25 protein-coding genes are annotated in these 22,367 nt (G+C 66.8%); 12 read left to right on the forward strand and 13 right to left on the reverse strand.

Features of this window, described 5'->3' with window-relative positions:
- Positions 1-86: 86 nt before the first annotated feature.
- Positions 87-323: a hypothetical protein gene (locus ACFVVC_RS11560; RefSeq protein WP_018762891.1), complete on the forward strand. Its 237-nt coding sequence runs from the start codon at positions 87-89 to the stop codon at positions 321-323.
- 70 nt (positions 324-393) lie between these two features.
- On the opposite strand, the gene ACFVVC_RS11565 is transcribed toward ACFVVC_RS11560, so the two are convergent.
- From ACFVVC_RS11565 to ACFVVC_RS11575, 3 genes are read right to left on the reverse strand one after another with little or no spacing between them, the layout of a single operon-like run.
- On the reverse strand, positions 394-681 hold the full coding sequence (locus tag ACFVVC_RS11565) for a MoaD/ThiS family protein (RefSeq protein WP_285246456.1): 288 nt from the start codon (positions 679-681) through the stop codon (positions 394-396).
- Entirely contained in the window at positions 674-1,780 is a 1,107-nt protein-coding gene (locus ACFVVC_RS11570; protein WP_387452955.1) for a WD40/YVTN/BNR-like repeat-containing protein, read from the reverse strand. Before ACFVVC_RS11570 ends, ACFVVC_RS11565 begins: the two co-directional genes overlap by 8 nt.
- A 51-nt stretch (positions 1,781-1,831) precedes the next feature.
- Positions 1,832-2,032, reverse strand: coding sequence for a hypothetical protein (locus ACFVVC_RS11575; RefSeq protein WP_387452959.1), 201 nt, complete (start codon positions 2,030-2,032; stop codon positions 1,832-1,834).
- 277 nt (positions 2,033-2,309) lie between these two features.
- Between ACFVVC_RS11575 and ACFVVC_RS11580 the strand changes: the two genes are divergently transcribed.
- From ACFVVC_RS11580 to ACFVVC_RS11605, 6 genes are all read left to right on the forward strand, one after another.
- Positions 2,310-3,086 carry a hypothetical protein gene (locus ACFVVC_RS11580; protein ID WP_387452962.1) on the forward strand — a complete coding sequence of 259 codons (777 nt, stop codon included), beginning with the start codon at positions 2,310-2,312 and terminating at the stop codon, positions 3,084-3,086.
- Positions 3,087-3,190: 104 nt separating this feature from the next.
- Entirely contained in the window at positions 3,191-3,940 is a 750-nt protein-coding gene (locus tag ACFVVC_RS11585; RefSeq protein ID WP_387452964.1) for a class F sortase, read from the forward strand.
- A gap of 93 nt (positions 3,941-4,033) precedes the next feature.
- Positions 4,034-4,546, forward strand: coding sequence for a universal stress protein (locus ACFVVC_RS11590; protein WP_387452967.1), 513 nt, complete (start codon positions 4,034-4,036; stop codon positions 4,544-4,546).
- 297 nt (positions 4,547-4,843) lie between these two features.
- On the forward strand, positions 4,844-5,194 hold the full coding sequence (locus ACFVVC_RS11595) for a metal-sensitive transcriptional regulator (RefSeq protein ID WP_387452970.1): 351 nt from the start codon (positions 4,844-4,846) through the stop codon (positions 5,192-5,194).
- Positions 5,195-5,243: 49 nt separating this feature from the next.
- Entirely contained in the window at positions 5,244-5,483 is a 240-nt protein-coding gene (locus ACFVVC_RS11600) for a heavy-metal-associated domain-containing protein (protein WP_387452972.1), read from the forward strand.
- Between the two features lie 26 nt (positions 5,484-5,509).
- Positions 5,510-7,783, forward strand: a complete 2,274-nt coding sequence (locus ACFVVC_RS11605; RefSeq protein WP_387452975.1) for a heavy metal translocating P-type ATPase — start codon at positions 5,510-5,512, stop codon at positions 7,781-7,783.
- Positions 7,784-7,785: 2 nt separating this feature from the next.
- Here ACFVVC_RS11605 and ACFVVC_RS11610 read toward each other — a convergent pair whose 3' ends face one another.
- A complete protein-coding gene (locus ACFVVC_RS11610; protein ID WP_387452978.1) occupies positions 7,786-8,058 on the reverse strand; it encodes a DUF2277 domain-containing protein in 273 nt (90 codons plus the stop codon).
- Positions 8,059-8,271: 213 nt separating this feature from the next.
- Between ACFVVC_RS11610 and ACFVVC_RS11615 the strand changes: the two genes are divergently transcribed.
- Positions 8,272-8,538: a WXG100 family type VII secretion target gene (locus ACFVVC_RS11615; RefSeq protein WP_387452981.1), complete on the forward strand. Its 267-nt coding sequence runs from the start codon at positions 8,272-8,274 to the stop codon at positions 8,536-8,538.
- A 97-nt stretch (positions 8,539-8,635) separates the two neighbouring features.
- Here the strand turns inward: ACFVVC_RS11615 and ACFVVC_RS11620 are convergent, their stop codons facing one another.
- The gene (locus ACFVVC_RS11620; protein ID WP_387452984.1) at positions 8,636-9,664 is read right to left on the reverse strand and encodes a DMT family transporter; all 1,029 of its coding nucleotides are present in this window, start codon (positions 9,662-9,664) and stop codon (positions 8,636-8,638) included.
- Between the two features lie 71 nt (positions 9,665-9,735).
- Here ACFVVC_RS11620 and ACFVVC_RS11625 point away from each other — a divergent pair, with 71 nt between their 5' ends.
- Positions 9,736-10,281, forward strand: a complete 546-nt coding sequence (locus ACFVVC_RS11625) for a CGNR zinc finger domain-containing protein (protein WP_387452987.1) — start codon at positions 9,736-9,738, stop codon at positions 10,279-10,281.
- Positions 10,282-10,300: 19 nt separating this feature from the next.
- Here ACFVVC_RS11625 and ACFVVC_RS11630 read toward each other — a convergent pair whose 3' ends face one another.
- The 3 genes from ACFVVC_RS11630 to ACFVVC_RS11640 form a co-directional block, all read right to left on the reverse strand.
- Complete coding sequence (locus ACFVVC_RS11630) at positions 10,301-10,666, reverse strand: hypothetical protein (protein WP_387452990.1); 366 nt, start codon at positions 10,664-10,666, stop codon at positions 10,301-10,303.
- Positions 10,667-10,765: 99 nt separating this feature from the next.
- A complete protein-coding gene (locus ACFVVC_RS11635; RefSeq protein ID WP_387452992.1) occupies positions 10,766-11,356 on the reverse strand; it encodes a hypothetical protein in 591 nt (196 codons plus the stop codon).
- Positions 11,357-11,423: 67 nt separating this feature from the next.
- Positions 11,424-12,776, reverse strand: coding sequence for an MATE family efflux transporter (locus ACFVVC_RS11640; RefSeq protein ID WP_387452993.1), 1,353 nt, complete (start codon positions 12,774-12,776; stop codon positions 11,424-11,426).
- 107 nt (positions 12,777-12,883) lie between these two features.
- Between ACFVVC_RS11640 and ACFVVC_RS11645 the strand changes: the two genes are divergently transcribed.
- Together ACFVVC_RS11645 and ACFVVC_RS11650 are read left to right on the forward strand one after the other, a co-directional pair.
- Positions 12,884-13,318: a DoxX family protein gene (locus ACFVVC_RS11645; protein ID WP_285243489.1), complete on the forward strand. Its 435-nt coding sequence runs from the start codon at positions 12,884-12,886 to the stop codon at positions 13,316-13,318.
- Between the two features lie 155 nt (positions 13,319-13,473).
- Positions 13,474-14,475, forward strand: a complete 1,002-nt coding sequence (locus ACFVVC_RS11650) for an acyl-CoA thioesterase (RefSeq protein WP_387452996.1) — start codon at positions 13,474-13,476, stop codon at positions 14,473-14,475.
- Here the strand turns inward: ACFVVC_RS11650 and dnaB are convergent.
- On the reverse strand, positions 14,472-15,854 hold the full coding sequence (dnaB, locus tag ACFVVC_RS11655; protein WP_387452998.1) for a replicative DNA helicase: 1,383 nt from the start codon (positions 15,852-15,854) through the stop codon (positions 14,472-14,474). The two genes, ACFVVC_RS11650 and dnaB, sit on opposite strands and share 4 nt — an antisense overlap.
- A 722-nt stretch (positions 15,855-16,576) precedes the next feature.
- Between dnaB and ACFVVC_RS11660 the strand changes: the two genes are divergently transcribed.
- Entirely contained in the window at positions 16,577-17,152 is a 576-nt protein-coding gene (locus ACFVVC_RS11660) for a hypothetical protein (protein ID WP_387453000.1), read from the forward strand.
- 110 nt (positions 17,153-17,262) lie between these two features.
- Here ACFVVC_RS11660 and ACFVVC_RS11665 read toward each other — a convergent pair whose 3' ends face one another.
- The 4 genes from ACFVVC_RS11665 to ACFVVC_RS11680 all read right to left on the reverse strand — a co-directional run bounded on the left by ACFVVC_RS11665 (position 17,263) and on the right by ACFVVC_RS11680 (position 22,307).
- A complete protein-coding gene (locus ACFVVC_RS11665; RefSeq protein ID WP_387453003.1) occupies positions 17,263-19,377 on the reverse strand; it encodes an Ig-like domain-containing protein in 2,115 nt (704 codons plus the stop codon).
- Between the two features lie 321 nt (positions 19,378-19,698).
- Complete coding sequence (locus tag ACFVVC_RS11670; protein ID WP_387453456.1) at positions 19,699-20,325, reverse strand: FMN reductase; 627 nt, start codon at positions 20,323-20,325, stop codon at positions 19,699-19,701.
- 96 nt (positions 20,326-20,421) lie between these two features.
- The gene (locus ACFVVC_RS11675; RefSeq protein WP_387453006.1) at positions 20,422-21,270 is read right to left on the reverse strand and encodes a PhzF family phenazine biosynthesis protein; all 849 of its coding nucleotides are present in this window, start codon (positions 21,268-21,270) and stop codon (positions 20,422-20,424) included.
- A gap of 41 nt (positions 21,271-21,311) precedes the next feature.
- A complete protein-coding gene (locus ACFVVC_RS11680; protein ID WP_387453009.1) occupies positions 21,312-22,307 on the reverse strand; it encodes a YdcF family protein in 996 nt (331 codons plus the stop codon).
- Positions 22,308-22,367 lie beyond the last annotated feature (60 nt).

A 22,367-nucleotide genomic window follows, 5' to 3' on the forward strand; every position in this document is an offset into this window, starting at 1 on the left:
GCGAGGAAACCGGTACGCAACAATCCGCGCCCACACTGGTTAACGCAGGCAAGAGCCGGCACCAGCTCCAGCCAGGAGGCCCCGCGATGTTGAAGAAGGCGACCACGCATGTAACCAGAGTCCGCGCACTGGACCAGCTCCACCGCGGTGACGAAATCGAAGCCCGCCTCTCGGTGGGGCCCTCCTACGACGACGTGGTGATCCGCCGCGGCAGCGTCCAGGAAACCGCCCCCGGGATCGGCGTGGTGTGGATCCTGGACCGGATCACGGGGGTCCGGAAAGCCATTAATACGGACGAATGCAGCGTGTGGCGCGTGGCCTAGGCACCGGACGTTTGGCGGCGGGCGAAGTCAGTCAGGACTGCCCGCCGCCAGGCTGCCCGGGCACTGCCGTTCAGCCGCCGGCCACCGACTGGATCACCAGGACCTCCTGGCCCGGCGCGACTTCTGTGTCCAGGCCCTGCTGCCGCCGCACCTCGTCGCCACCCACGTAGATGTTGACGAACCGCCGCAGCGCGCCGGTTTCGTCGCGGAGCCGCCGGCCCAGGATGGCGTAGTCGGCAGCCACCGCATCAAGGAGCTTTCCCACCGTCACCGGCCCGTCGGCGGGTGCAGTCAGGACGGACTGCCCGCCGGCCAGGGGCTGCAGGACGCTGGGCAGCACCAACGAAATGTCAGGCACCGGCCACCACTGCCGCCCGCACGCACAGGACGTCCGGCAGATGGGTGGCCACTTCCGTGAACGTTCCACCCTCATCCGCACTCGCGTAAACGGTCCCTCCCCTGGTGCCGAAGTACACCCCTGCCGGCTCGGCGGTGTCCACCGACGCCGCGTCCCGGAGCACGCTGTTGTATTCCTTGTCCGGCAGCCCGGCATCCAGCCTCGTCCACGTGTTCCCGGCGTCGTCCGTACGGTGCACGGCGAGCTTGCCCCCGGGCGGGATGCGTTCGCCGTCGGCCTTCAGCGGAACCACCCATGCTGTCCCCGCCCTGTGCGGGTGGGCCAGCATGACGAAGCCGAAATCGGCCGGCAGGCCCTCGGCGATGGAGTCCCAGCTCTCGGCATTGTTGTCCGTCCGGTAGACCCCGTGATGGTTCTGGGCGTAAAGGCGCCCGTCCACCACTGCGTCCGCCGCGATCTTGTGCACGCACTGGCCAAACTCCGGGTTTGGGTCCGGCATGAAGTATGCGGAGATGCCCTTGTTGCGCGCTTCCCAGGACGTGCCGCCGTCGAGCGAGCGGTAGACGCCGCCGGTGCTCATGGCCACGTGGACTGTGTCCCCTCCGGGGTGGACCACGATCGAGTGCGCCGCCGCCCCGCCGTAGCCTGCTCCCCATTCGCTGCGGTGGGGGTGGTCCCACAAGCCGCGGTTCAGTTCGAAGTGCTCGCCGCCGTCCGTGGACTTCCAGACCGAGATGGGTTCTGCTCCTGCCCACACCACGCCCGGGCGTGACTCCGCGTCCGGGTAGATCTGCCAGACGCGTTCCAGGGCTGCGCCGGTGTCCGCCGGAAACCTGATGGCTCCGTGCTCCGGCTCGGTCCAAGTGGCGCCAAGGTCGTCGGTGTGCGCCACAGTGGGACCCCAGTGCGGGCTGCTGACTCCCACCATGATCCTGGTGCGGCCCTCCCTGGTGTCGATCCCGATGCTGGGGATTTCTGCCATCAGGAAGTGGGGGCCGGCAAGGGACCACTCCTGCCGGTCCTGGCTTGTTGCCAGCCACAGTCCCTTTTTAGTGCCGATCGCCAGGAGGTATGTTTGCGCCGTTGCCATGCGCACCATGCAACCATCCGATGGATCAGGGCGCAACGGTTCCCGGACCAGGCAGCGCCCTCAGTCCACGAACTCGGATTGGGTCTGGATGAAGTCCCAGTCGGCGGTGTCAAGGACGGCCGCGGGATTGCCGGGGTGGGGTCCGCCGGCCTCGGCAATGCCTTGGAGCACCGGCAGCGGCAGCTCCGCCGCGTAGAGGTTTTCCCGGAGCCACTCCTTGCTGGCAAGGTCCAGATCCAGCCACCACATGAAGATTTCCATGTTCACCTCCCCTGCGTCACTTAAAACGTTAGGCGCGGCGCAGGTGGCGGACAAGGCTTCGCAGCGGAAGCAGGTGGGCCGTGCCGCCTTTAGGGTACCCGCAAGTAACCTGGCTGCCCGGTCAGTGGAAAAGACGAGTAGCCGCTACTCGCGACTGCCTCCGGGGGCGCCCCTAGCCTGAAAACTCACGCAAGCTGACCGTGCTGCTGGGGCCGATGGCGCCACCGCTGCCTTTCCTCACCATGGTCCGTTTCACACATATATATGGGGAGAAAACATGAAACGCACCTTAGCCACACTGGGGGTGATGGGGCTGGGCCTGCTCAGCCTCACAGCGCCTGCCATGGCGGCCTCCGACCAGGTGGTGGTCTGCCACTGGGACGGCAGCGGCCTGTCGCCGTTGTCGTTCAACGTCAACGGGATTGGCGGACACGCCCAGCATGCACAAGACATCATCCCGCCGACGCCCAAACTTCCACAGGGAAAGAACTGGACCAACGCAGGAAAGATCCTCTACGTCGCCAATTGCGCGCCGCTGCCCCCGGGTGAGGTCATCGATCCGCCCGTCGTCGTCGATCCCCCCGTGGTGACCCCGCCCGTCGTCGTTCCCCCGGTGGTGACCCCACCGGTGGTCACCCCGCCCGTCGTCGTCGATCCGCCCGTGGTGACCCCACCTGTCGTGACGCCGCCCGTCGTCGTCGACCAGCCCGTGGTGACCCCGCCCGTCGTGACGCCGCCCGTCGTCGTCGACCAGCCCGTGGTGACCCCGCCCGTCGTGACGCCCCCCGTCGTCGCCGCGGCCGCGCCCGCCCGGCCCGCTCCGGCCCAGCCCGCTCCGGCCCAGCAGGTTGCTGCGGCCCCGCAGGCTGCAGCCCAGGCAGCTCCGGTGGCGGCCCCCGTCAGTGTGGGAACCAATGAGGGCTTCAACGCCCAGACAGCGGTTGACGCCAGGGACGGCGGCCCGGCATGGCTTGCCGGCGTGGGAGCACTGGCGGCCGCTGGAGCCGCGGTGGCAGTCCGCCGCCGGTCCCGCTCCGTGAACACCGCCGGCTAGCCGGTACAGGCCGCTTCCGGTGGCCCCGTGACAAGGAAGGCGTCCTGCCAGTGCCCGGCGGGACGCCTTCCTTCCAACACCGACCCAACGGCAGGAGGATTGCCATGCCACAGGAACGGAGCCGGCACGCTGCCCGCAAGCGGCGGCCGTGGCGGCGCTTGAACCGGGGCGACCTGGCCATCCTCTCCTGCGGCGTGGTGGCCTTCCTCTCGATTACCTTTGGCAGTCCGCTGTTCCAGCAGGGACATGTGCCATCCCAGGCGAACGCCACGGTCTCAACCCCCCTGACTCCAGGCGCGGTGGCGTCCGGCAGTGCCGACGTTCCGATCGCGGTAACAGGCACGGCGGGTGCCACGCCCGCCCCCGTCCAGGCAACCCCGGCCGCAGTCCCGGCCGGACCCCAGCTTCCGGCCGCAGCGCAACCCGTCCACATCCGCTACCCCTCCGCTGACTTCGATGTGGCCATCCATCCCCTGGACCTCGATGGCGCCGCCCAATCCAGCCGGACCATCGAGCCCCCGGCCACCAAGGACGGCTACTGGCTGACGCCGTTCGGTATCCCGGGCAAGGGCTCCGGCAACACCACCTACGTGATCGGCCACAGTTGGGAGGGCGCGGACGCCCCTTTCAACCACCTCAGTTCGGCGGCGGCCGTGGGCGACCGCATTGAGGTGGAAACCGCCGCCGGAACCATCACCTACAAGGTGGACAGCGTCACCACCTACGTGAAATCCACCTTGAAGGACAGCCCGGTCTGGGACATGGTGCCCAACCGGCTGGTCCTGATCAGCTGCTTCACCGAGGATCCGTGGGGCAAGAATGTTGTGGTCACGGCGTACCCGGCAGCGGCTTAGCCTCCCGAACCGGCACCAGGGGAGCGGAAGCACACCGCGCGACAGGCCGAAGGTACCTGTTGACGCCGCACCCCGTGGGCGGACAATGGCAGCATGACGTGGGAATACGCTAACGGTGCGCCGCTGCTGGTGGGGGTTACGCCCAACCAACACCCCGAGGTCCTCCAGACCGCTGCCAACCTTGCCGTCCGGCTGGCCGCACCCCTGGTGTGCGCCTACGTGGATGAGGCCAGCTACCTCGTCGAGTGGGACCCTGCCCGTTCCGCTCACCGCCTTTCCCTGCACCCGGATGATGACAGCGACATCCGGAGCCTTGCGACGGAGTTAAAGGCCCAGGTCCAGGCTGCCGTGGACAAGGCAGCGTCCGGCGGCGGGCCGCCGGAGTGGTCGCTCCGCACGCTCGCCGGGGATCCGGCACGCGCCCTGGGGCAGCTCGCCGCCGAACTGGACGCCCCGATGATTATCGTGGGAACCTCCGAACGCGGCTTCTCGCACCGCCTTTCGGAAGCCCTCAGCGGCACGGCGGGCAGGTGGCTCAGCCATCACCAGAGCCGCCCGGTCCTGGTGGTCCCCTACCGGATGCCCGCCCATGAGGACGCTCCGTGACCCGCGGATTGCAGGGGCAATTGGGCCGGACGGCGACCGCTTAAAGTAAAGCGAAAGTAGTTATTCGCGCGGCTGGCGCGGTGCCCTACCAGCCAGTAAGCTGGTTGAAGCAGGCCGGTTCCACGGAAGTGGAAACGGGAAAACTGCCCAAATGCTGCTCCGGAGTGCGTATCCCCCAATAACGCACTCCGGAGCTTTTTTGTGCCCTTTTCGTAGCCGGCCAGCAGGAATCCCGCCGACATCTGATACCCCCATGGGGTACTTGCGTGATACCCCCATGGGGTATAGCTTAGGGATATGAACCCTTCCGAAGAAGCAGCCGTGGCGGTGGACCAGGCCGGCGATGCCACACCCCAGCACGGGTACACGGGGAACAAGGACGCCTATCTTCGGCGCCTGAAGCGCATCGAAGGCCAGGTCCGGGGCATCGCCCGCATGGTGGATGAAGACAAGTACTGCATCGACATCCTCACCCAGGTTTCCGCCGTCACCAAGGCCCTGCACGCCGTCAGCCTGGGCCTGGTCGAGGAACACATCGGCCACTGCGTCGTGGGCGCAGCCTCCGAACCGGACCCCGCCGCGCGCGCCGAGGCGATCGATGCCAAGGTGAAGGAAGCCGCCGACGCCATCGGCCGGCTGCTTCGCTGACCACAGAACCCCACGCCGGCCACCGCCGGCCAGAAAGAAGGAGCACGCCATGAGCACCCCCTCCCCCGCCACCACCACCATCAGTGTCTCGGGCATGACCTGCGGACACTGCGTATCCGCCGTCAGCGAAGAAATCGAAGCGCTGGACGGCGTCGAAGCCGTGAAGGTGGACCTCAACGCCGGCGGCATCTCCACCGTGATCATCACATCCAGCGGCGACCTCTCGCCCCAGGACCTCGGGGAGGCCGTGGCTGAGGCCGGCTACCTGATGGTCGCCAACGAGGCCTGAAAACCCTCCCGGACCGGAAAGCGGACATGAGCCACCAAGAACTGCTGCACCCGCCGGGCACCCGCGTGGTGGAACTGGATATCCAGGGGATGACCTGCGCCTCCTGCGTCAACCGGGTGGAGAAAAAACTCGGAAAACTCGACGGCGTGGCAGCCACGGTCAACCTCCCTTTGGAGCAGGCCTATGTCACGGCCCCGGACGGCATCACCGACGAGCAACTGGTGGACACGGTCAACGCCGCCGGGTACACGGCGAGCGTCCGCGTGCCGCGCACGGCGGAAACCGACGTCGAGCACGCAGCCGCCCAGCTTCGCCCACGCCTCCTCCTCGCCGCCGTCCTGACCGTGCCGGTCTTCCTGGTGAGCATGGTTCCCGCGTTCCAGTTCCCCAACTGGGGCTGGGCAGCGGCCGTGCTGTCGCTTCCCGTGGTCACCTGGGCGGCGTGGCCGTTCCACCGGGCGGCCGCAGTCAACGCCAGGCACCTGGCCTCCACCATGGACACCCTGGTGTCGCTCGGCGTAGCCGCCGCCTACCTTTTCTCGGCCTGGCAGCTGCTGGCCGAGCCCGGCATGACGGAGCACCCGGGCATGGAGGGCATGTCCGGCGGCTTGTACTTCGAGGTCGCTTCCGTAGTCACCACGTTCCTGCTCCTTGGCCGCTACCTTGAGGCCAACGCCAAGCACAAGGCCGGCGACGCGCTCCAGGCCCTGCTGAACCTGGGCGCCAAGGACGCCACGGTCCTGCGCGGCGGACGCGAACAGCAGATCCCCGCGGACCAACTGCAGGTGGGCGACGTCATGGTGGTCCGCCCGGGCGAGAAGATCGCCACCGACGGCGTGGTGATCGACGGCGACTCCGCCGTGGACACCTCGCTGGTCACCGGTGAGTCCGTCCCCGTGGAGGTAGCCCCGGCCAGCCGCGTTACCGGCGCCACCATCAACACTTCGGGACGCCTGCTGGTCCGGGCTACCCGGGTGGGGTCCCAGACCACCCTCGCCCAGATGGCGCGGCTGGTATCCCAGGCCCAGACCGGCAAGGCACCGATCGCGCGCCTCGCGGACCGCATCAGTGCCGTCTTCGTTCCGGTGGTCCTGGCCATTGCCGTCCTCACGTTCGTGTTGTGGCTCCTGCTCGCCGGTCCGGACACGGACGGCGGCCACCTTCGGCAGGCGTTCACCGCCGCCGTCGCCGTGCTGGTGATTGCCTGCCCGTGCGCCCTGGGCCTGGCCACACCGGTCGGCCTGCTGACGGGCAGCGGCCGCGGAGCGCAGCTGGGCCTGCTGATCAAGGGCCCGCAGGTCCTGGAGGATACGCGCACCGTGGACACCATCCTGCTGGACAAGACCGGAACCGTCACCACCGGCGCCTTGTCCGTGGACGCCGTGCTGGCCTTTCCCGGCTTCAACCAGTACGAACTCCTGCGGCTGGCCGGCGCCGTCGAGGCCGCTTCCGAGCATCCGGTGGCCCGCGCCATTGCGGCGGCTGCGGCTTCCGCCCCAGATCCTGCGGGCACAACGGACGACGACGGCGGACTGCCGCCCGTGCAAGGGTTCAGTTCCGCCCCGGGCGGCGGGGTGTCCGGAACCGTGCAGGGCAGATTTGTGTTGGCGGGGCGCAGCGGCTGGCTGGCGCAGAACGGCGTCCTCCTGGACGCCACCCACCGGGCCCAACTGGCCGCCGCCGAGGACAGCGGGGCCACGGCCATCTGCGTCGCGGTGGGCGGCACGCCGGCCGGAATCATCAGCCTGCGGGACACCGTCAAGGAAGGTTCCGCGGCCGCCGTCGCCCGGTTGAAGGCGCTGGGCCTGCGGCCCATCCTGCTGACCGGGGACAACGCCGCCGTCGCCGCACGGGTGGCTGCCGCCGTCGGCATCGCCGCGGACGATGTCCACGCCGGCGTCCTGCCCGAAGGGAAGGTCGAAGCGGTGCGCAAACTCCAGGCCGGGGGTGCCACGGTGGCCATGGCCGGCGACGGCGTGAATGATGCCGCAGCCCTGGCCCAGGCGGATCTGGGGATTGCCATGGGGTCCGGAACCGATGTCGCCATCGAAGCCGCAGACCTGACCGTCATGGGCAGCGACCTGGCCCAGGTGGCGCAGGCCATCGAGCTGTCCCGGAAGACCCTGGCCACCATCAAGACCAACCTGTTCTGGGCATTCTTCTACAACGCGGTGGGCATCCCGGTGGCCGCACTTGGCCTGCTCAACCCGATGATTGCCGGGGCCGCAATGGCTGCCAGCTCGGTCCTGGTGGTTGCCAACTCGCTGCGGTTGCGCAGCTTCGGCACACCGCGGCCTTGAGCTCAGGCGGTCCCGTACCGCACTGACGCGCGCGCCCTGGCCTTGGCCGCTTCGGCCTCACGGTCCTTGGGCGGCGCCTGCGTCACCAAAGCATCGAGCAGGTGCTGCGTAATGTGCGCAATCTCGTGCACCGCATCGTCAAAGGCTTCCTCATTGACCTTGGACGGTTTGGTGCTGCCACTGATTTTGCGGACATACTGCAACGCGGCAGCATGGACTTCCTCCGATGTGGCATGCGGTTCAAAGTTGTGAAGGGTTCGAATATTCCGGCACATACCGCCATGCTAGGCTCTTCGAACGCTTGGGATCGACCCCTTTTTTTCATGGTCCAACCACGGGGGCATGGGGAGGCCTGCATGGGCAGAGCTGCCCATCGACACCGTTTTACGGGCCGGGGTAGGTTTTAGGCAATGGATCTTCCGGATGAGCCGGGGGGCCGCTGGGGATGCCGACCAGGTTCGGATCCACGTTCTAACTAGGAGAAACTGATGGCTATTTGGGGTGCAGACGTTGAGCAGCTTCGCCAGCTCGGCAGCAAGCTTCAGGCAGGGGCGTCCGAGATCGAGACGCAGAAATCCACACTTACCAAGCTTCTGCACGGGACCGACTGGAAGGGCCCGGACGCGGACAAGTTCAAGGGCGAATGGGATGGGCAGCACGTCACCATGCTGACCAAGGTTGCCGAGGCCCTGAAGGACGCCGGCAACCAGGCCAAGCGCAACGCTGAGCAGCAGAGCCAGGCCTCGAACGGCTGATGCCTTGGGCGGCACGACGTGCCGCCGGAACGGCCCGGGCACCGGAAGGTGCCCGGGCCTCTTCTTTTAAAGCGAAGGTTCCGTTGGACGGTAGCGGCTACGGCACGGGTTCGACGTCGTTCGCATGCTTCAGGGGCGACGCCGGCACGGGAGCCAGGGGCGCTTCCCCGGCTGGGGCGCGGAGCTCGTCGAGCCGCACCAGGATGACGCCGCCGACGATCAACGTGCCGCCCAGCAGCTGGACGGCGCCCGGGAGCTCCCCCAGCAGCAGCCACGCCCAGACGACGGCGAACAGAACCTCGGTCAGCGACACGAAGGATGCCACCTTGGAGCCCAAGGCCCTGGCCGCCATGATGCCGGAGGTGTAGGCCAGGACGGTGGCCAGCACCACCAGCCCCGCCAGTGGCCCCCACCATGGCATGGTCCAGGGGCCCAGGCGGGTATCCGCCGTGCTGAATGCCATGGGGAACACACCCGCGGCACCCGCCAGCCACATCACGGCCGCACCCACCAGGAGTCCGCCCGAGGCCAGGACGATGGGCGGCAGGGTGTCGTTTTCCTTTGCGGTGATGAAGAAGTAGATGGCCAGGCAGACTGCGGCGGCCATGCCCCACAGGACCCCAGCCAGGTCCACCTTGACGGCGCCGGTGAGGTCAAGGACCAGGACCAGCCCGGCCAGGGAGAGCAGCGTCCCGCCGGAGGTCAGTGCGCGCGGGCGCCGCCGGCTTGCGGCCCAGAGCCACAGGACGATGATCACCGGGGCGAGGTACTCGAGCAGCAGCGCGACCCCGACGGACAGCCGGGCCACGGCGTTGAAGTAGAACAGCTGGCAGGCAGCCACGCCGATCAGCCCGAACAGCCCGATGGTGAGCCAGTTGTCCCGCAACTGGTGCCAGCGGCCCTTGAGCGCGGCCACCGCCGGCAGGGCAAGGATCAGCGCGGCGCCCGTCAGGCGGGCGGTGACGGCCGCCCCGGGGGACCAGCCGGTCTCAAGGAGCACTTTGGCAAAGGACCCGGACAGGCCGAAGACAGCGGAGGAAAAGAGGGCGATGCCAAGCCCGGAAGCGAGGAAGCCGGGCCGCCTGAAGGGCCCTTGGGGGTGTGTGTGGTTCGTGGCGGCAGGCACCGTCGCCTCCTGTCAGGAGTAAAGTGGGGTAATGGTCATGACAGTACGCTTCGGCACTGTAAGGAGTCAACATGGTTTTCGCCCCTGACACTGAGGTGGCCCTCCGCACGGTGGTGAACCTGATCAATACGGCCGCGAACGGCAGGGAAGGCTTGACCTCGGTCGGAGACCTGGACAGCTTCCTGGCGGCCGAGGGCTTTTCCGGGGCCAGGACACGGGATGCCGCGGAATTGCGGAGCGTCCGGCAGTTGCGCGGCTTACTGGCCGGGGTGTGGACAGCGGGTGAGGACGCCGCCGTGGACACCGTCAACCGGCTGTTGCGTGACGCCAACGCCCTTCCGCAGCTGATGAAGCACGACGGCTGGGACTGGCACCTGCATGCCACGGCCCCCGAGGCCCCGCTGGCGGACCGGATGAGCACCGAGGCTGCCATGGCCCTGGCGGATGTGATCCGCAGCAAGGAAATGGACCGCATGCGGACGTGCGAGTCGGAGGACTGCGATGCTGCCGTCCTGGACTTGAGCCGGAACCGCTCCAAGCGGTACTGCGATACCGGAAACTGCGCCAACCGGGCGCACGTTGCCGCCTACCGTGCCAGGCAGGCAGCGGCGGGTTAGGCGTTCCGCCGCAGCGGTACTACCCCTGGGGCCGTGAGGTGCCGTCCGCGTCACCCTCGGGGGACGCGGGGTCCTGGGTGGTGGGAGTACCGAAACCATGGCCGGGCTTGGGTGCGGAACTGAGGTTCACGCCCGATCCCTTGCCGAGGTGTTCAGCGTTTTCCTTGTAGCTCATGGACAACATGGCAGCCACCACCAGGGTGACGATGAAGGCGATGCCGGCCGCGGTGAACGCGAGATCGAAGCGGGGGGCGCGGGCGCTGCCGCCGGAGGCGAAGATCAACACGGCAACGAAGGCGACGACGGCCCAGAATGCCGAGAACATCAGCGGCCCCTTCACCGAGGTCCGCAGCTTGCGCGGTTTTCCTGGATGCTGGTCAGCCACGGTGGTTCCTCCCTGCAGGCGGCACACGGCCGGCCTGGTTCACGAATTGCGGTGTAGCGCCAAATTTTCTACAGCTAGTAGAAGGGCGCTCTTCCTAGTTTACGGCTTGACGGCACCGGCGCGGGCATCGTGGCGCAGCGTCAGGCCGGAAAGCACCCACAGCACACCTGAAATAATCGCGCCGCCGCCGGCCACGCCCAGCAGCGCATGGGCACCAAGGTTGATGAAGAACGGCAGCAGGACTGCTGTCCCAATCCCGATTGCCCCGGATGCGATCCAGTCCCGCGCCAGGACGTGACGCCCCCGATGCTTCAGGCCGCACGCCAGCTCGAGAACCCCGGCCACGCCCAGTCCCAAGGCGGCGATGACGCCAAACAGCAGGTCACTGTGGAGCAGGATCACCGCCACACCGGCGCCGGCCAGCGCCGACCCTGCTGCGGACAGCAGCTTGCCGGGAGCCGAGTTCCGGGCGAATCCGGCGGCCGGGATGGCCCGGAGGGACACGACGCCGGCGGCCAGGAGGTAGAGCCCTCCCGCCCAGCCCATAACCTCAACGGACGGCGAGGTCCAGAAAACTGTTACAGCGCCGAACACCAGAGCCACCGCGGAACGGAGCAGGACCGGCTTCCAGAGATCAGGGCGGGGGGTGGTTCCGGGAACTGCGCCCGCGGGAGTCGATGGTTGCGTCACCGGTCCAGTTTAGTGGGGGCAGCTGGAAGCTCGAACCGGGCGCCCATCCGCGGGACCAGCCGGGCATTCAGGCCGAACCAAGCACCATCCAGCGGTCCGACCGGGCGCGCAGTCCCAGGGTGGCGGCGCGCGCCGCCATATAGCCCAGGGCGAAAGCAGCCCAAAGCCACCCCAGGCCGGCAGCGCCCGAGCCACCGGACAAAGCCACCGCTGCCAGCAGCGGCAGGTAGGCAGCAAGGTTCACCAGGCCGGCCAGCGCCAGGTACCGGGCGTCGCCGGCACCGATCAGCACCCCGTCCAGGACGAAGACATACCCGGCGAGGGGCTGGCCCGCTGCCAGCACCCAGAGGGCAACGGTGAGCACCGACTGCACCTGGACATCCGGGGTGAACAAGACCCCCGCCCAGGGGGCCACCGCGGCGAGCAGCAGCCCCGTCACCACCCCGAACCCCGCTCCCCAGCGGATCATGGTCCCGGTCAACACCCGGGCCGTGGCCGCATTGGAGGCGCCCAGTTCCTTGCCGATCAGTGCCTGGGCGGCGATGGCCAGGGCGTCCAGCGCAAACGCCAGGAAGGAAAAGATGGTCATGGCCAACTGGTGCGCGGCAAGGTTGACCTCACCCTGCGCCGTCACCACCACCACGGTGGCCAGGATCGCCGTCCGCAGGCTGAGGGTGCGCAGCATCAGCCAGGACCCGACACGCGCCATGCTCCTGATGCCCCGCCAGCTGGGCACCAGGGTGACGCCGTGGTGGACCGCATACCTGCGCACCATCACCAGGTAGACGGCGGCCATGGCCCACTGCGCGAGGCTGGTGCCCAACGCCGAACCCACCACGGACAGCCCCAGCCCGTACACCAGCCACAAATTCAAGACGATATTCACGCCGAACCCGGTGGTGGCCACCACCAGCGGGGTCCTGGTGTCCTGCAACCCGCGCAGCACACCGGTACCGGCAAAGATCAGCAGCATGGCCACGAGTCCGGGCATGGACCACCGGAAGTAGTCGATGGCAAAGCCGCGCACGCTGCCATCGGCGCCGAGCAGGCCGACGATCGGTTCCGCAGCGATGAACCCTGCCACCGCCAGCAGCACGCCCAGGAGCAATGCCAGCCAGGCGCCGTCGCGGCCGGCGGCCAGGGCCTTCCCCACCTGGCCCTGGCCAATGGCGCGGGCCACGGCGGGAGTCGTGGAGTAGGCAAGGAACACCATGAGTCCGACGACGGTCTGCAGCACCGCAGAGGCCAGGCCCACGCCTGCGAGCTGGGCAACGCCGAGGTGCCCCACTATGGCCGAATCCGCCAGCAGGAAGAGCGGCTCGGCAACCAGGGCTCCAAAGGCGGGCACGGCGAGGCGGAGTATTTCCCGGGAATGGCTGCGGGGGGCGGCCGTCGCGGCGGAGGCGGATTCTGTTGGCATCGTGCCAGCTTAACCGGGCGCAATGTCCTGGAGAGAGAGCATGACAAAGCCCACAATCGGCCGGATTTAGTTGACACTTCAATAATATGTGGGCAACGGTGGAATCCATGAACCAGTCACGACTGACCACAGTTGCCCTTACCGTCCTGCGTGTCATCCTGGGTTTCCTCTTCGCGGCCCACGGCTGGCAGAAGTTCAATGAATGGACCATCGCCGGCACCCAGGCCTCCTTCGCCAAGATGGGCGTTCCCGCCGCGGACGTCATGGCCCCGGCCGTCGCCGTCCTCGAGCTGGCAGGCGGTGCTGCCCTGATCCTGGGCATCCTCACCCGCGTGGTGGCTGCGCTCCTGGTCCTCGACATGCTCGGGGCGCTCTTCCTTGTCCACGCTCCGGCCGGCGTCTTCGCGGCAAACGGAGGCTACGAACTGGTCCTTCTCCTGGCCGCCGCAGCCTTCGCGCTGGCACTGGCCGGCCCCGGCCGGCTCTCCGTCGACCGGGCCCTGTTCGGGCGGCGCACCTCACGGCTGGCCGTCCTGGCCTAGCCGCTTCAGTCAAGCAACGCCACGACGGCGGCCGGCCACGCCATGGTGACCGGCCGCCGTCGGCCGTTAAGTGGCGCTCCCCGGCGGGTGGACGCCGGCTCAGGCCACTGCGGCGCGAACCGGCCGGTAACCTGGGCCATCAGTAAGATCGCAGCATGACTGAGACCGGCCACCCCAACTCCGTGACCCTCCGCTTCCTCGCTGCCCCCACCGATGTGGGACACAGCGGCTCCGTGGATGCCGGCACGGTGCTCGAGTGGGTGGACAAAGCCGCGTATGCGGCGGCGGTGGGCTGGGCCAAGTCCTATTGCGTGACCGCCTATGTGGGAAACATCCACTTCGCGGACCCGGTCAACAGCGGCGACATGGTGGAGGTGGAAGCCACCATCGTCTACACCGGCCGCTCCTCGATGCATATCCGCACCGTGGTCTCATCCGGGGATCCCAAAGGCGGCCCGGCCACCATGCGCAGCCAGTGCATGGTGATCTTCGTGGCCGTGGGGGCGGACGGCAAACCCATCCCGGTACCCCAGTTCGAGCCCGCCACCCCCGCCGAGGTTGAGCAGCGCGACCACGCGCTGGCAAGGATCAAGGTCCGCGAACAGATCGTGGAAGCTATGAACCACCAGGAATATACCGACGCCGGCACGGCGGAACGCGTCACGCTCAGGTTCATGGCCGCCCCCACCGACGTGAATTGGGGCGGCAAGGTCCACGGCGGCATCGTGATGAAGTGGATCGACGAGGCCGCCTACCTGTGCGCCTCACGCTACTGCGGCCGGGACACCGTAGCCGTCTTCTCCGGCGGCGTGCGCTTTTACCGGCCCTTGCTGATCGGCCATGTGGTGGAGGTGGAAGCCCGGCTGGTGTACACCGGCAACAAGGGAATGCACATTGCCGTCCACGTCCGCTCCGGCGACCCGAAGGGCCGTGAGCTTAACCTCACCACCTACTGCCTCACCGTGATGGTGGCGCGCGACGACGAGGGAAACTCAGTGCCCGTCCCGCCCTGGGTGCCGGTCAGCGACGAAGACAAGCGGCTGCACGCCCACGCCCGCGAACTCCTCGAGATCCGGGGAACGGCGCCCGGAAACCGGCTGCCCAACCACCTGCTGGCCGGCACGGCGCCCGCAGCCACCGCCGCGAACCGGGCCTAGAAGCCTCCGCCGCCGGAGTCGCCCGCCATGTTGGCGAAGCGGGAGTAGTGTCCCTGGAACGCCACCACGATGTCTTTGGTGGGGCCGTTACGGTGCTTGGCCACCAGGATGTCCGCTTCGCCCGCGCGGGGTGATTCCTTGTCGTAGACATCCTCGCGGTGGAGCAGGATCACCATGTCGGCATCCTGCTCGATGGAGCCGGACTCGCGGAGATCGGAGACCATGGGCCGCTTGTCCTGGCGCTGTTCCGAGCCACGGTTCAGCTGGGACAGGGCGATCACGGGCACCTGGAGCTCCTTGGCGAGGAGCTTGAGCGCACGGGAGAACTCGGAAACTTCCTGCTGGCGGGATTCCACCTTCTTGCCTGAGCTCATCAGCTGCAGGTAGTCGAGGATGACCAACTTGAGGTCGTGCTGCTGCTTCAGGCGGCGGCACTTGGCCCTGATTTCCATCAGGGACATATTGGGGCTGTCGTCGATGAACAGCGGGGCATCGTTCATCCGGCCCATGGTGGTGGCGATCTTGGACCACTGCTCGTCCTTGATGGTTCCCTTGCGGAGGTCCTGCAGGCCAATGGTGGCCTCGGCGGACAGGAGGCGCATGGCGATCTCGTTGCGGCCCATTTCCAGGGAGAACATGACGGTGGAAAGGTTGTTCTTGATGGCCGCAGAACGTGCGAAGTCCAGGGCGAAGGTTGACTTACCCACGGCGGGGCGGGCGGCGATAACGATCATCTGGCCAGGGTGGAGGCCGTGGGTCAGCTCATCGAGTTCGTAGAAGCCCGTGGGCACACCGGTCATGCCCTCACCGCGGTGGCCGGACGCCTCGATTTCATCCACCGTGGATTCCATAACGTCCTTGAGGACCACGTAGTCTTCCGCGGTGCGGCGTTCCGCCACGGCGTAGACCTCGGCCTGCGCCTGGTTCACCAGGTCTTCCACTTCGCCATCCGAGCCGTAGCCCAACTGGACGATCTTGGTGCCGGCGTTGACCAGCCGGCGAAGGACGGCCCGCTCGGCGACGATCTCGGCGTAGTACCCGGCGTTGGCCGCAGTGGGTACGGTCTGGATGAGCTCATGCAGGTAGGCAGGGCCGCCAATCCTGTTGATTTCGGCGCGTTTGGTCAGTTCATCCGACACCGTGACGGCGTCTGCCGGTTCCCCGCGGCCGTAGAGGTCGATGATGGCTTCATAGATGGTTTCGTGGGCCGGGCGGTAGAAGTCCTGCCCCCGGAGGATCTCCACGACGTCGGCAATGGCGTCCTTGGACAGCATCATGCCGCCCAGGACCGACTGCTCCGCGGGAATGTCCTGGGGAGGTTTCCGGCTCGCGTCCGATCCGCGGGTTGTTTCCACCGGGTCCAGATGCGCGATTGTCAAAGCTGCCGTCCTCCATTTGTGCCGGGCCAGGCGCCCGGCGATCCATCCTGTTTGCGGATCCAAAGCAGGACCCGCCACGCGTCCAGTACTACCCGCAGGCTCTGACAATGAGGCATCCGCGGGCCCGGACGCCGCCAGCGGCCCGAAGTTATCCCCACTATCCACAGCTTTTCCACAGAGCGCTCGAAACGAGGTCCGGGAAAGGCTTTGGATCGAGGCGTGCAGGCTTTGGTTCGGCCGTGGAAAACAGGTACCCCGCTACGGTAGCCGCCACCGGTCCAGCCGCAAAGCCAGTGGGCCGGGACTCTTGTGGATAACCTGTGCACTACGGGGCATAGCTTGTGCACAGCCTGTGGGGAAGCCTGTGGATACAGGATTTTTTTATCGGTCAAAAGTGCACTGACCTGCGAAAACATCTTCACCAGCATGTGGAGTAAATATTTCTTTCCAGGAATTTCATCCACAGGTCCGCGCGTGCACCAGCGGGCCGGAACCGGCAGGGGGCCGGTCGCGCCATGCCCGCATCCGGCCGCGTGGCGCTGCTCATATTCCCTTGGCGGAGTTTGACCGGCAGGGGAACGCTGCAGTATGCAGCGCGGTGAATATTGCTGTGGATAACCGGGTTCTGGATTAAGCTCTAGGTATAGCCATGGCTGGACGGACAGCCGGCAACCCAACCGCCTTGGCGACGGCCAGGAAGTACACAGAACGGCTCGTAAAAAATGGAATCCCTGGTGGTCCCGGTCCTTATCCTGCTCGCCGTTGTTGCGGGGGTCATCGTTGCCTACCGCGCCACGCGGGGGCGCAAGGCGGCAGTCGGAGGAGCACCGTCCCGTCCGGCCGGCCGGGAACAGGAGTCAGCACAGGGTCTGGCCCGCGCCGCGGCCGGCAAGCTGTCCGAAAGCGAACACCGGCGGTTGTACGCCATGATCGCGCAAGGGCAGCCGTTGGCCGCCATCAGGCTGTACCGGGAGGTCACCGGCGAGGGACTCCGGGCCTCGCGTGACGCCGTCGACGCCCTGGCGGCCCACCCCCAGCCCTACCGCCACCAGGAGCCGGTGGAGGCGGTGCCGGAGGACGACGAGCCACAACGCTTCCCGTACCGCTACCGGGCCATCGCCAGCAAGGGTGACGTGACCCGTGAAGTGAGCAGCAATATGCTCAACGACGAAATCTACGGCCGGATCCGCTCCTTGGCCCGCAGCGGGGACACCGAGGCTGCCGTTACCGCATTGACGCGGCACTCGGACATCTCACCGGTCCAGGCCCGGGAGTTCATCGCCCTGCTGGACGACTGACAGCTGCTTCAAACCCGTTGGGCCACCTGCCACTCAAATGCAGGCCCCAGCGAGGGCCGGGACTCCATCATTGCGGGTGCAGTCCCGGCCGGCTCAGTCTTCCCGGCCAACTACTGGAAGGTGAGGACCATCTTAGGTGCCACAGTAATACCGGCTTCTTTGGAATTGAGGTCCAAGCCATCACTGCTGGCGGTATCCAACCCCAGTGAGAGCTGTTGGCCGAGCTCTCCTGCGAGGCCGTTGACGGCCAGTGGAATGTTGTAGTTGGTGTTGGTGACGGTCGGACCGAACGTGCCAACGCTGGTCCCGAGCACGGGCCGGGAGTTGAACGTGATACCAGTCTCGGTCCAACTGTCGTCGGCCACCAGCTTGACGTTCTGTGTGCCTGTCGACCCGCTCCCGGCGCTCCGCAACTGCAACGTGGCGCTCTGCAGGGTTCTGCCGGCGTACGGCGACAAATCGAACTTCAGGTACGTCACCTCAGCCGGGCTGTTGTCGACGCCCAGGAGGGTACTGGTACCGTAGTTGGTTCCCGCCGCCCCGTTCGAGGCGTAGGTGTCAGCAGTCGCCGTTAGCGTAACGGTCTGTGGCGGGCCGCCTCCGGTGGCAGCCGTCGTGAACGTCCACGTTTTATCCGATGCCAAAGGGTTGCCGGCGGCATCCTTTACTCCGCCGGACCCTCCTCTGATGGTCGCCGTGTAGGTTGTGGCCCCAGCGAGGTCGGCGGATGGATTCAGGGTCGCAACCTTGGCCGCGCTGTCAGTGGTCACCGTTGCCGGCACTATCCCCGTGGGACCCGTCAAAGTGAAGGTGCTCGACGTAATCGTCGACGTATTCATCGGCTCCGAGAAGGTCCCTGTCACGTCCGCTGCCGCCGCCACACCGTTGGCACCAACTGCCGGTGACGTAGCCGTCACGGTCGGTGCCGTCGTGTCCGGGGTACCACCGCCACTGCCGCCGCTGCCATCGTAATAGTGCCAGTACCGGCTGGTGGCGTTCACGTCGGCAAGCACCAGCAAGCCGCTGTTGGCCGTGCCGCGGGCGGAACTGTTCAGGTTTTGCCTGGTGGACGTGACATTGTGGACATACTGGTCCGCGTCGACGATCCGGGGGGTCTTGGTAGTGGTGAAGCTAATGGTGTTCAAGGGTGTGGATTTTTCATAGATCGCCCCTCCTGTGCTTGTGCAGACACCCGCGTTGGTCGTTCCGCTCGGCTTCGGATAGGTAGCAAAGGTCCGCAGTTTCTGCGTGCTTTCGTCAATCAGGACGATCACCCGGTTGGGACATTCCGCCACAGTTGCAATCGTGTGGGCAGACCACGTCGAGGTCGAAGTATTCAAGGCCAGCAACTGGATCAGCGGCTGGGACGCTGACGTGTACGAGGTCTTGATCGCAGCAAAAACCCGATCTGATGAAGCATCCAGCCATTTCAAATTCATGTGGTCGTCACCGCTGCGCTGCCCTTTCACCGCTGCCACAGGAGTGGTCCAGGAAGAGTTCGGCTCTCCGTCAATGTGGTAGCTCCAGTACATGCCGTCGGTGGCATCCCCGACCTGCCGGCTCCACATCACGCCGACTTTGGTCCCGCTAAAGGCGATCACAGCCGAGTTATCGTCTACGGACACGTTGCCCAAAGAGGCAGGGTGCGCGAAAGGTGTCCCCCAGGTTGCACCGTCCGTGCCAGTGACGTTCAGATAGATCCGATTTCCCTGTTGCCAGGTGGCCCAGACCCGCCCGGTCGAATCCTTATCAATTGAGAGGGTTTCCACTTTCTGGTTGTTTATCTGGCTGGATCCCAGGCTTGTATATGACTTGGTGCTTGGGTTGTAGCTGTACCGCCGCATGATGGTGGGGAAATTCGGTTCGGCCGGGAGGCCGTCGTTGACGAACCGGTGGCTCGCCACATACAAGGTTTTCCCGTCCCACAGCACGTCATGGTGGGTGTTCGCGCGGGTCTCCGTAACCACCCCCGTACTCGTCCACGAATTCGTAGGGGCATTGAACCGGAAAATGCGGAAGCTGGAACTGCCGGCGTCCCAAAGGTTCCCCCACCAGATCCCGTCGTTGAACCACAGGGAGTTTGACTGCCGTTTAGTACCTGTGGGCGTCCCGGTGCCCGAGTGGGAAAGGCCCTCGACGCCGACATCACCAGCGGCGGCCGACGCCGCGACCGGCGCTACAAGACCACCCAGCACCACCAGGAGGGCCGTCAGCAGTGCTGGCAATCCCAGCCGCAACCTGCTCCGACGGGGCCCCTGATCAGCGGACGTTCCCCATTTAAAAAAAGGCCAGGAACTCCCGGCACCTCGATAATGCTCGTCCGTGTTGGATATTGGATGGTCCATCAGCTTCACTCCCCGGTGTTGAATTAGCAGTCAACCCCCAGATTGCTCAGTGTTGGCGGTGTAAGCAGCAAAAGCAATCCCCGGCCGACCCCCCAAACCCGGAGGGCCCGATCCCCTAATCCCGAATGGGCGGGTCCCGGCGCCCACGGACTTCAACTGCACAGGCCTCCCGCACTGGCCGAACGATCAATCAGCCGTCCGTTAGCGGGATCCGGCGATTCCGGCCAGCAGCTGCTCGAACGGCAGGGACTCCAGCGGTGCGGACTTCCGGCCAGGCTGGGGCCCCTCCAGCAAGAGGGTAAATTCAGCGGCGGCGCGCTGGATGCGGTCCGCCAGCGAGGAGCCGCCGTCTTCCGTGGTGCCCCAGTCCTGCGGCCCGGCGAAGACCCCCGTGGCGGCCGTGCGGGTACGCAGGTAGCTGAACAACGGGCGCAGGGCGTAATCCAGCACCATCTGGTGCCGGTCGGTGCCTCCGGTGGCGCCCAGCAGGACCGCCTTTCCGTCAAGGGACTTGGGATCCAGGACGTCGAAGAAGGATTTGAAGAGCCCGCTGTAGGAGGCACTGAACACCGGCGTCACGGCGATGATGCCATCCGAGGCCTCCACCCCGGCGATAACCTCCGCCAGGCGGGGTGCGGCATAACCGGTGACAAAGTTGTTGGCGATGTCCACGGCCAGGTCCCGGAGTTCGACGACGTCAACCACCACCTCATAGCCGCCCTCGGTGAGGCGCCGCCCGGCCGCGGCAGCGAGCTGGTCGGCCAGCAGCCGGCTGGACGACGGGACGCCAAGGCCGGCGGAGAGGACTGTAATACGGCGGGTTTCCATGGCATTCTCCTGGTGCTCGTTCACTTCATCATACATGCATTTGCATCTATATCCCTGAACGGTGGCAGCGCCGGAAGTATTCCCCGGAGTCCTGGATCAGAGCAGGACGTTGCCCTGGATGCAGGTACTGGACTCTCCGCCCACCCACACATCACCATCCTCGGCAGTGATGTGCACGCGGCCTGCCCGGCCCAGGACGGTGCCCTGCGCAGCGACGTAGCGCCGTGGCGCCCTGCCGCTTCCAATGAGCCACTGGGCGGCCCCTGCGTTAAAGCTGCCCGTCACCGGGTCCTCCACCAACCCGTCGCCGGGGATGAACGTCCGCACCTCAAAGTCAGCGTCCCCGCCGGGAGCGTGCGGCCCGAGGACCCCGACCTTCAGGCTCCCCATGGCCACCGGATCCGGCGCAAGGGCCAGCACCTGCTCCGCAGAGCCCAGCAGGACGCCAATCCACTCCGGGCCATTGACCAGCCAGGATGCGTCCTGAATGTCACCGGCCGGGATCCCCAGGGCGTCGGCAAGCTGTTGCCGCACCGGCTCGTCCACTGCCTCGAAGCGGGTCAGGGGTGGTGCGGCGAAAGCCAGCCGGCCGTCGTCGCGCTTGATCCTGACCAGCCCGGCGCCGCACTCCTGCACCACGTAGTTGCCGGACTTGGGAACTCCGCCGGCTTGCAACCAGGTGTGCGCGGATCCCAGCGTGGGGTGCCCCGCGAACGGAAACTCCTCGCTCGCCGTGAAGATCCGGACCCTGTAGTCGGCACGGGGATCCTCCGCGGGCAGGAGGAAGGTGGTTTCCGAGAGGTTGGTCCAGTTGGCGAAGTGCTGCATTGTTGCCGCGTCAAGGCCCTGGGCATCGAGGACGACGGCGAGCGGGTTGCCCCGGTAGGCTTTGCCGGCGAAAACATCCACCTGGTGGAAGGGACGGTTGCTGGGTGTCTGGTTCACCGGAGCAGGCTATCACCGGCGCACCCGACGGACTGCCGGTCCTAGAAGGAGAGCAGCGGCACGGCCATGGCTGCCAAGGGAACGGCGACGAGCGCCGCGCAGAAGCCCAGGTTGATCCACCGGTAGGTTGCGAGGATGGCGATGAATTCCCGCAGGAACGCGCTGGGGATAAAGTAGCCCGCCGTCCTGGCCCCGGTGACGTGGGCGCGCAGCCCCGCGCGCCGGGTGAACATGGCCGCGCGGAACACGTGGTAGCTGCTGGTGACCACCGTGACGGGCGCGTCCGGCCGCTCCATCAGCGCGCGGGAAAAGTCCAGGTTCTCCATGGTGGTGGTGGCCCGGTCCTCCACCATGATCCTGTTGGCAGGAATGCCCTTCTCCTGCAGGTAACGGGCCATGGCTGTCCCTTCGGGGAGGAGTTCATCGGCTCCCTGCCCGCCGCTGGGAATCAGCGCCCTGATGGAACCGCCATGCTTGCCGCGGTAGAGGCGCACCGCCGCGTCAAGCCGGGCGGCCAGCAGGGGCGGAACGGAGCTGCCGGCAAGGCCGGAACCCAATATCACCACGTATTCGGGATGGCGGCGCGGCGGCAGGTTCGAGTAGATCAGGGAATAGACCAGGTAGCTGACGAACACGAAGCCCACATAGCCGGCCAGCAGGGCAGCCACCGACGTCAGCCCCCTGAGCCCGGGTACGGCCGTTTGCAGCGCGGCCAGGACGAGGGGAACTGCCACCACGGCCAGGCCTGCCAACAGGGACAGCAGGTTTGCCAGGCTGCGGCCTTCGCGGCGCAGCATGATGAGGCCGTTGAGGACCAGGAACACGGCCAGGACGGGCGCTGAGACGATGAGCAGGAGGCCCAGGGCCAGGGACAGGAGGACGGGGACGGAGTTGTTGCCGGAGACCAGGAGGAGCCCCAGCCAGCCCAGGACCGCCGCGGAGACGAGGAAGACCCCGTTCCGCAGGCGCCTCCGGTCGGTCGCAAAACTGATGGCTGCGGCGACCAGGAGGATGCAGCTGACGAAGAGGAACGGCAATGCTGGGTGACCTTCCGTGGGAAAAGGTGGAGTGGTGCCCGCCAGGAACGGAGGTCCGGC

The organism is Pseudarthrobacter sp. NPDC058196, from assembly GCF_042882685.1.
In the GTDB taxonomy this organism is placed as follows: Bacteria; Actinomycetota; Actinomycetes; order Actinomycetales; family Micrococcaceae; genus Arthrobacter.

Coding starts and splice junctions, on each gene's coding strand:
- ACFVVC_RS11650 (WP_387452996.1), top strand. CDS start 13,474: ATGACTGAGACCGGCCACCCCAACTCCGTGACCCTCCGCTTCCTCGCT.
- ACFVVC_RS11645 (WP_285243489.1), top strand. CDS start 12,884: ATGAACCAGTCACGACTGACCACAGTTGCCCTTACCGTCCTGCGTGTC.
- ACFVVC_RS11580 (WP_387452962.1), top strand. CDS start 2,310: ATGAAACGCACCTTAGCCACACTGGGGGTGATGGGGCTGGGCCTGCTC.
- ACFVVC_RS11610 (WP_387452978.1), bottom strand. CDS start 8,058: ATGTGCCGGAATATTCGAACCCTTCACAACTTTGAACCGCATGCCACA.
- ACFVVC_RS11670 (WP_387453456.1), bottom strand. CDS start 20,325: ATGGAAACCCGCCGTATTACAGTCCTCTCCGCCGGCCTTGGCGTCCCG.
- ACFVVC_RS11590 (WP_387452967.1), top strand. CDS start 4,034: ATGACGTGGGAATACGCTAACGGTGCGCCGCTGCTGGTGGGGGTTACG.
- ACFVVC_RS11640 (WP_387452993.1), bottom strand. CDS start 12,776: ATGCCAACAGAATCCGCCTCCGCCGCGACGGCCGCCCCCCGCAGCCAT.
- ACFVVC_RS11615 (WP_387452981.1), top strand. CDS start 8,272: ATGGCTATTTGGGGTGCAGACGTTGAGCAGCTTCGCCAGCTCGGCAGC.
- ACFVVC_RS11560 (WP_018762891.1), top strand. CDS start 87: ATGTTGAAGAAGGCGACCACGCATGTAACCAGAGTCCGCGCACTGGAC.
- ACFVVC_RS11660 (WP_387453000.1), top strand. CDS start 16,577: ATGGAATCCCTGGTGGTCCCGGTCCTTATCCTGCTCGCCGTTGTTGCG.
- ACFVVC_RS11570 (WP_387452955.1), bottom strand. CDS start 1,780: ATGGTGCGCATGGCAACGGCGCAAACATACCTCCTGGCGATCGGCACT.
- ACFVVC_RS11585 (WP_387452964.1), top strand. CDS start 3,191: ATGCCACAGGAACGGAGCCGGCACGCTGCCCGCAAGCGGCGGCCGTGG.
- ACFVVC_RS11600 (WP_387452972.1), top strand. CDS start 5,244: ATGAGCACCCCCTCCCCCGCCACCACCACCATCAGTGTCTCGGGCATG.
- ACFVVC_RS11595 (WP_387452970.1), top strand. CDS start 4,844: ATGAACCCTTCCGAAGAAGCAGCCGTGGCGGTGGACCAGGCCGGCGAT.
- ACFVVC_RS11575 (WP_387452959.1), bottom strand. CDS start 2,032: ATGGAAATCTTCATGTGGTGGCTGGATCTGGACCTTGCCAGCAAGGAG.
- ACFVVC_RS11605 (WP_387452975.1), top strand. CDS start 5,510: ATGAGCCACCAAGAACTGCTGCACCCGCCGGGCACCCGCGTGGTGGAA.
- ACFVVC_RS11625 (WP_387452987.1), top strand. CDS start 9,736: ATGGTTTTCGCCCCTGACACTGAGGTGGCCCTCCGCACGGTGGTGAAC.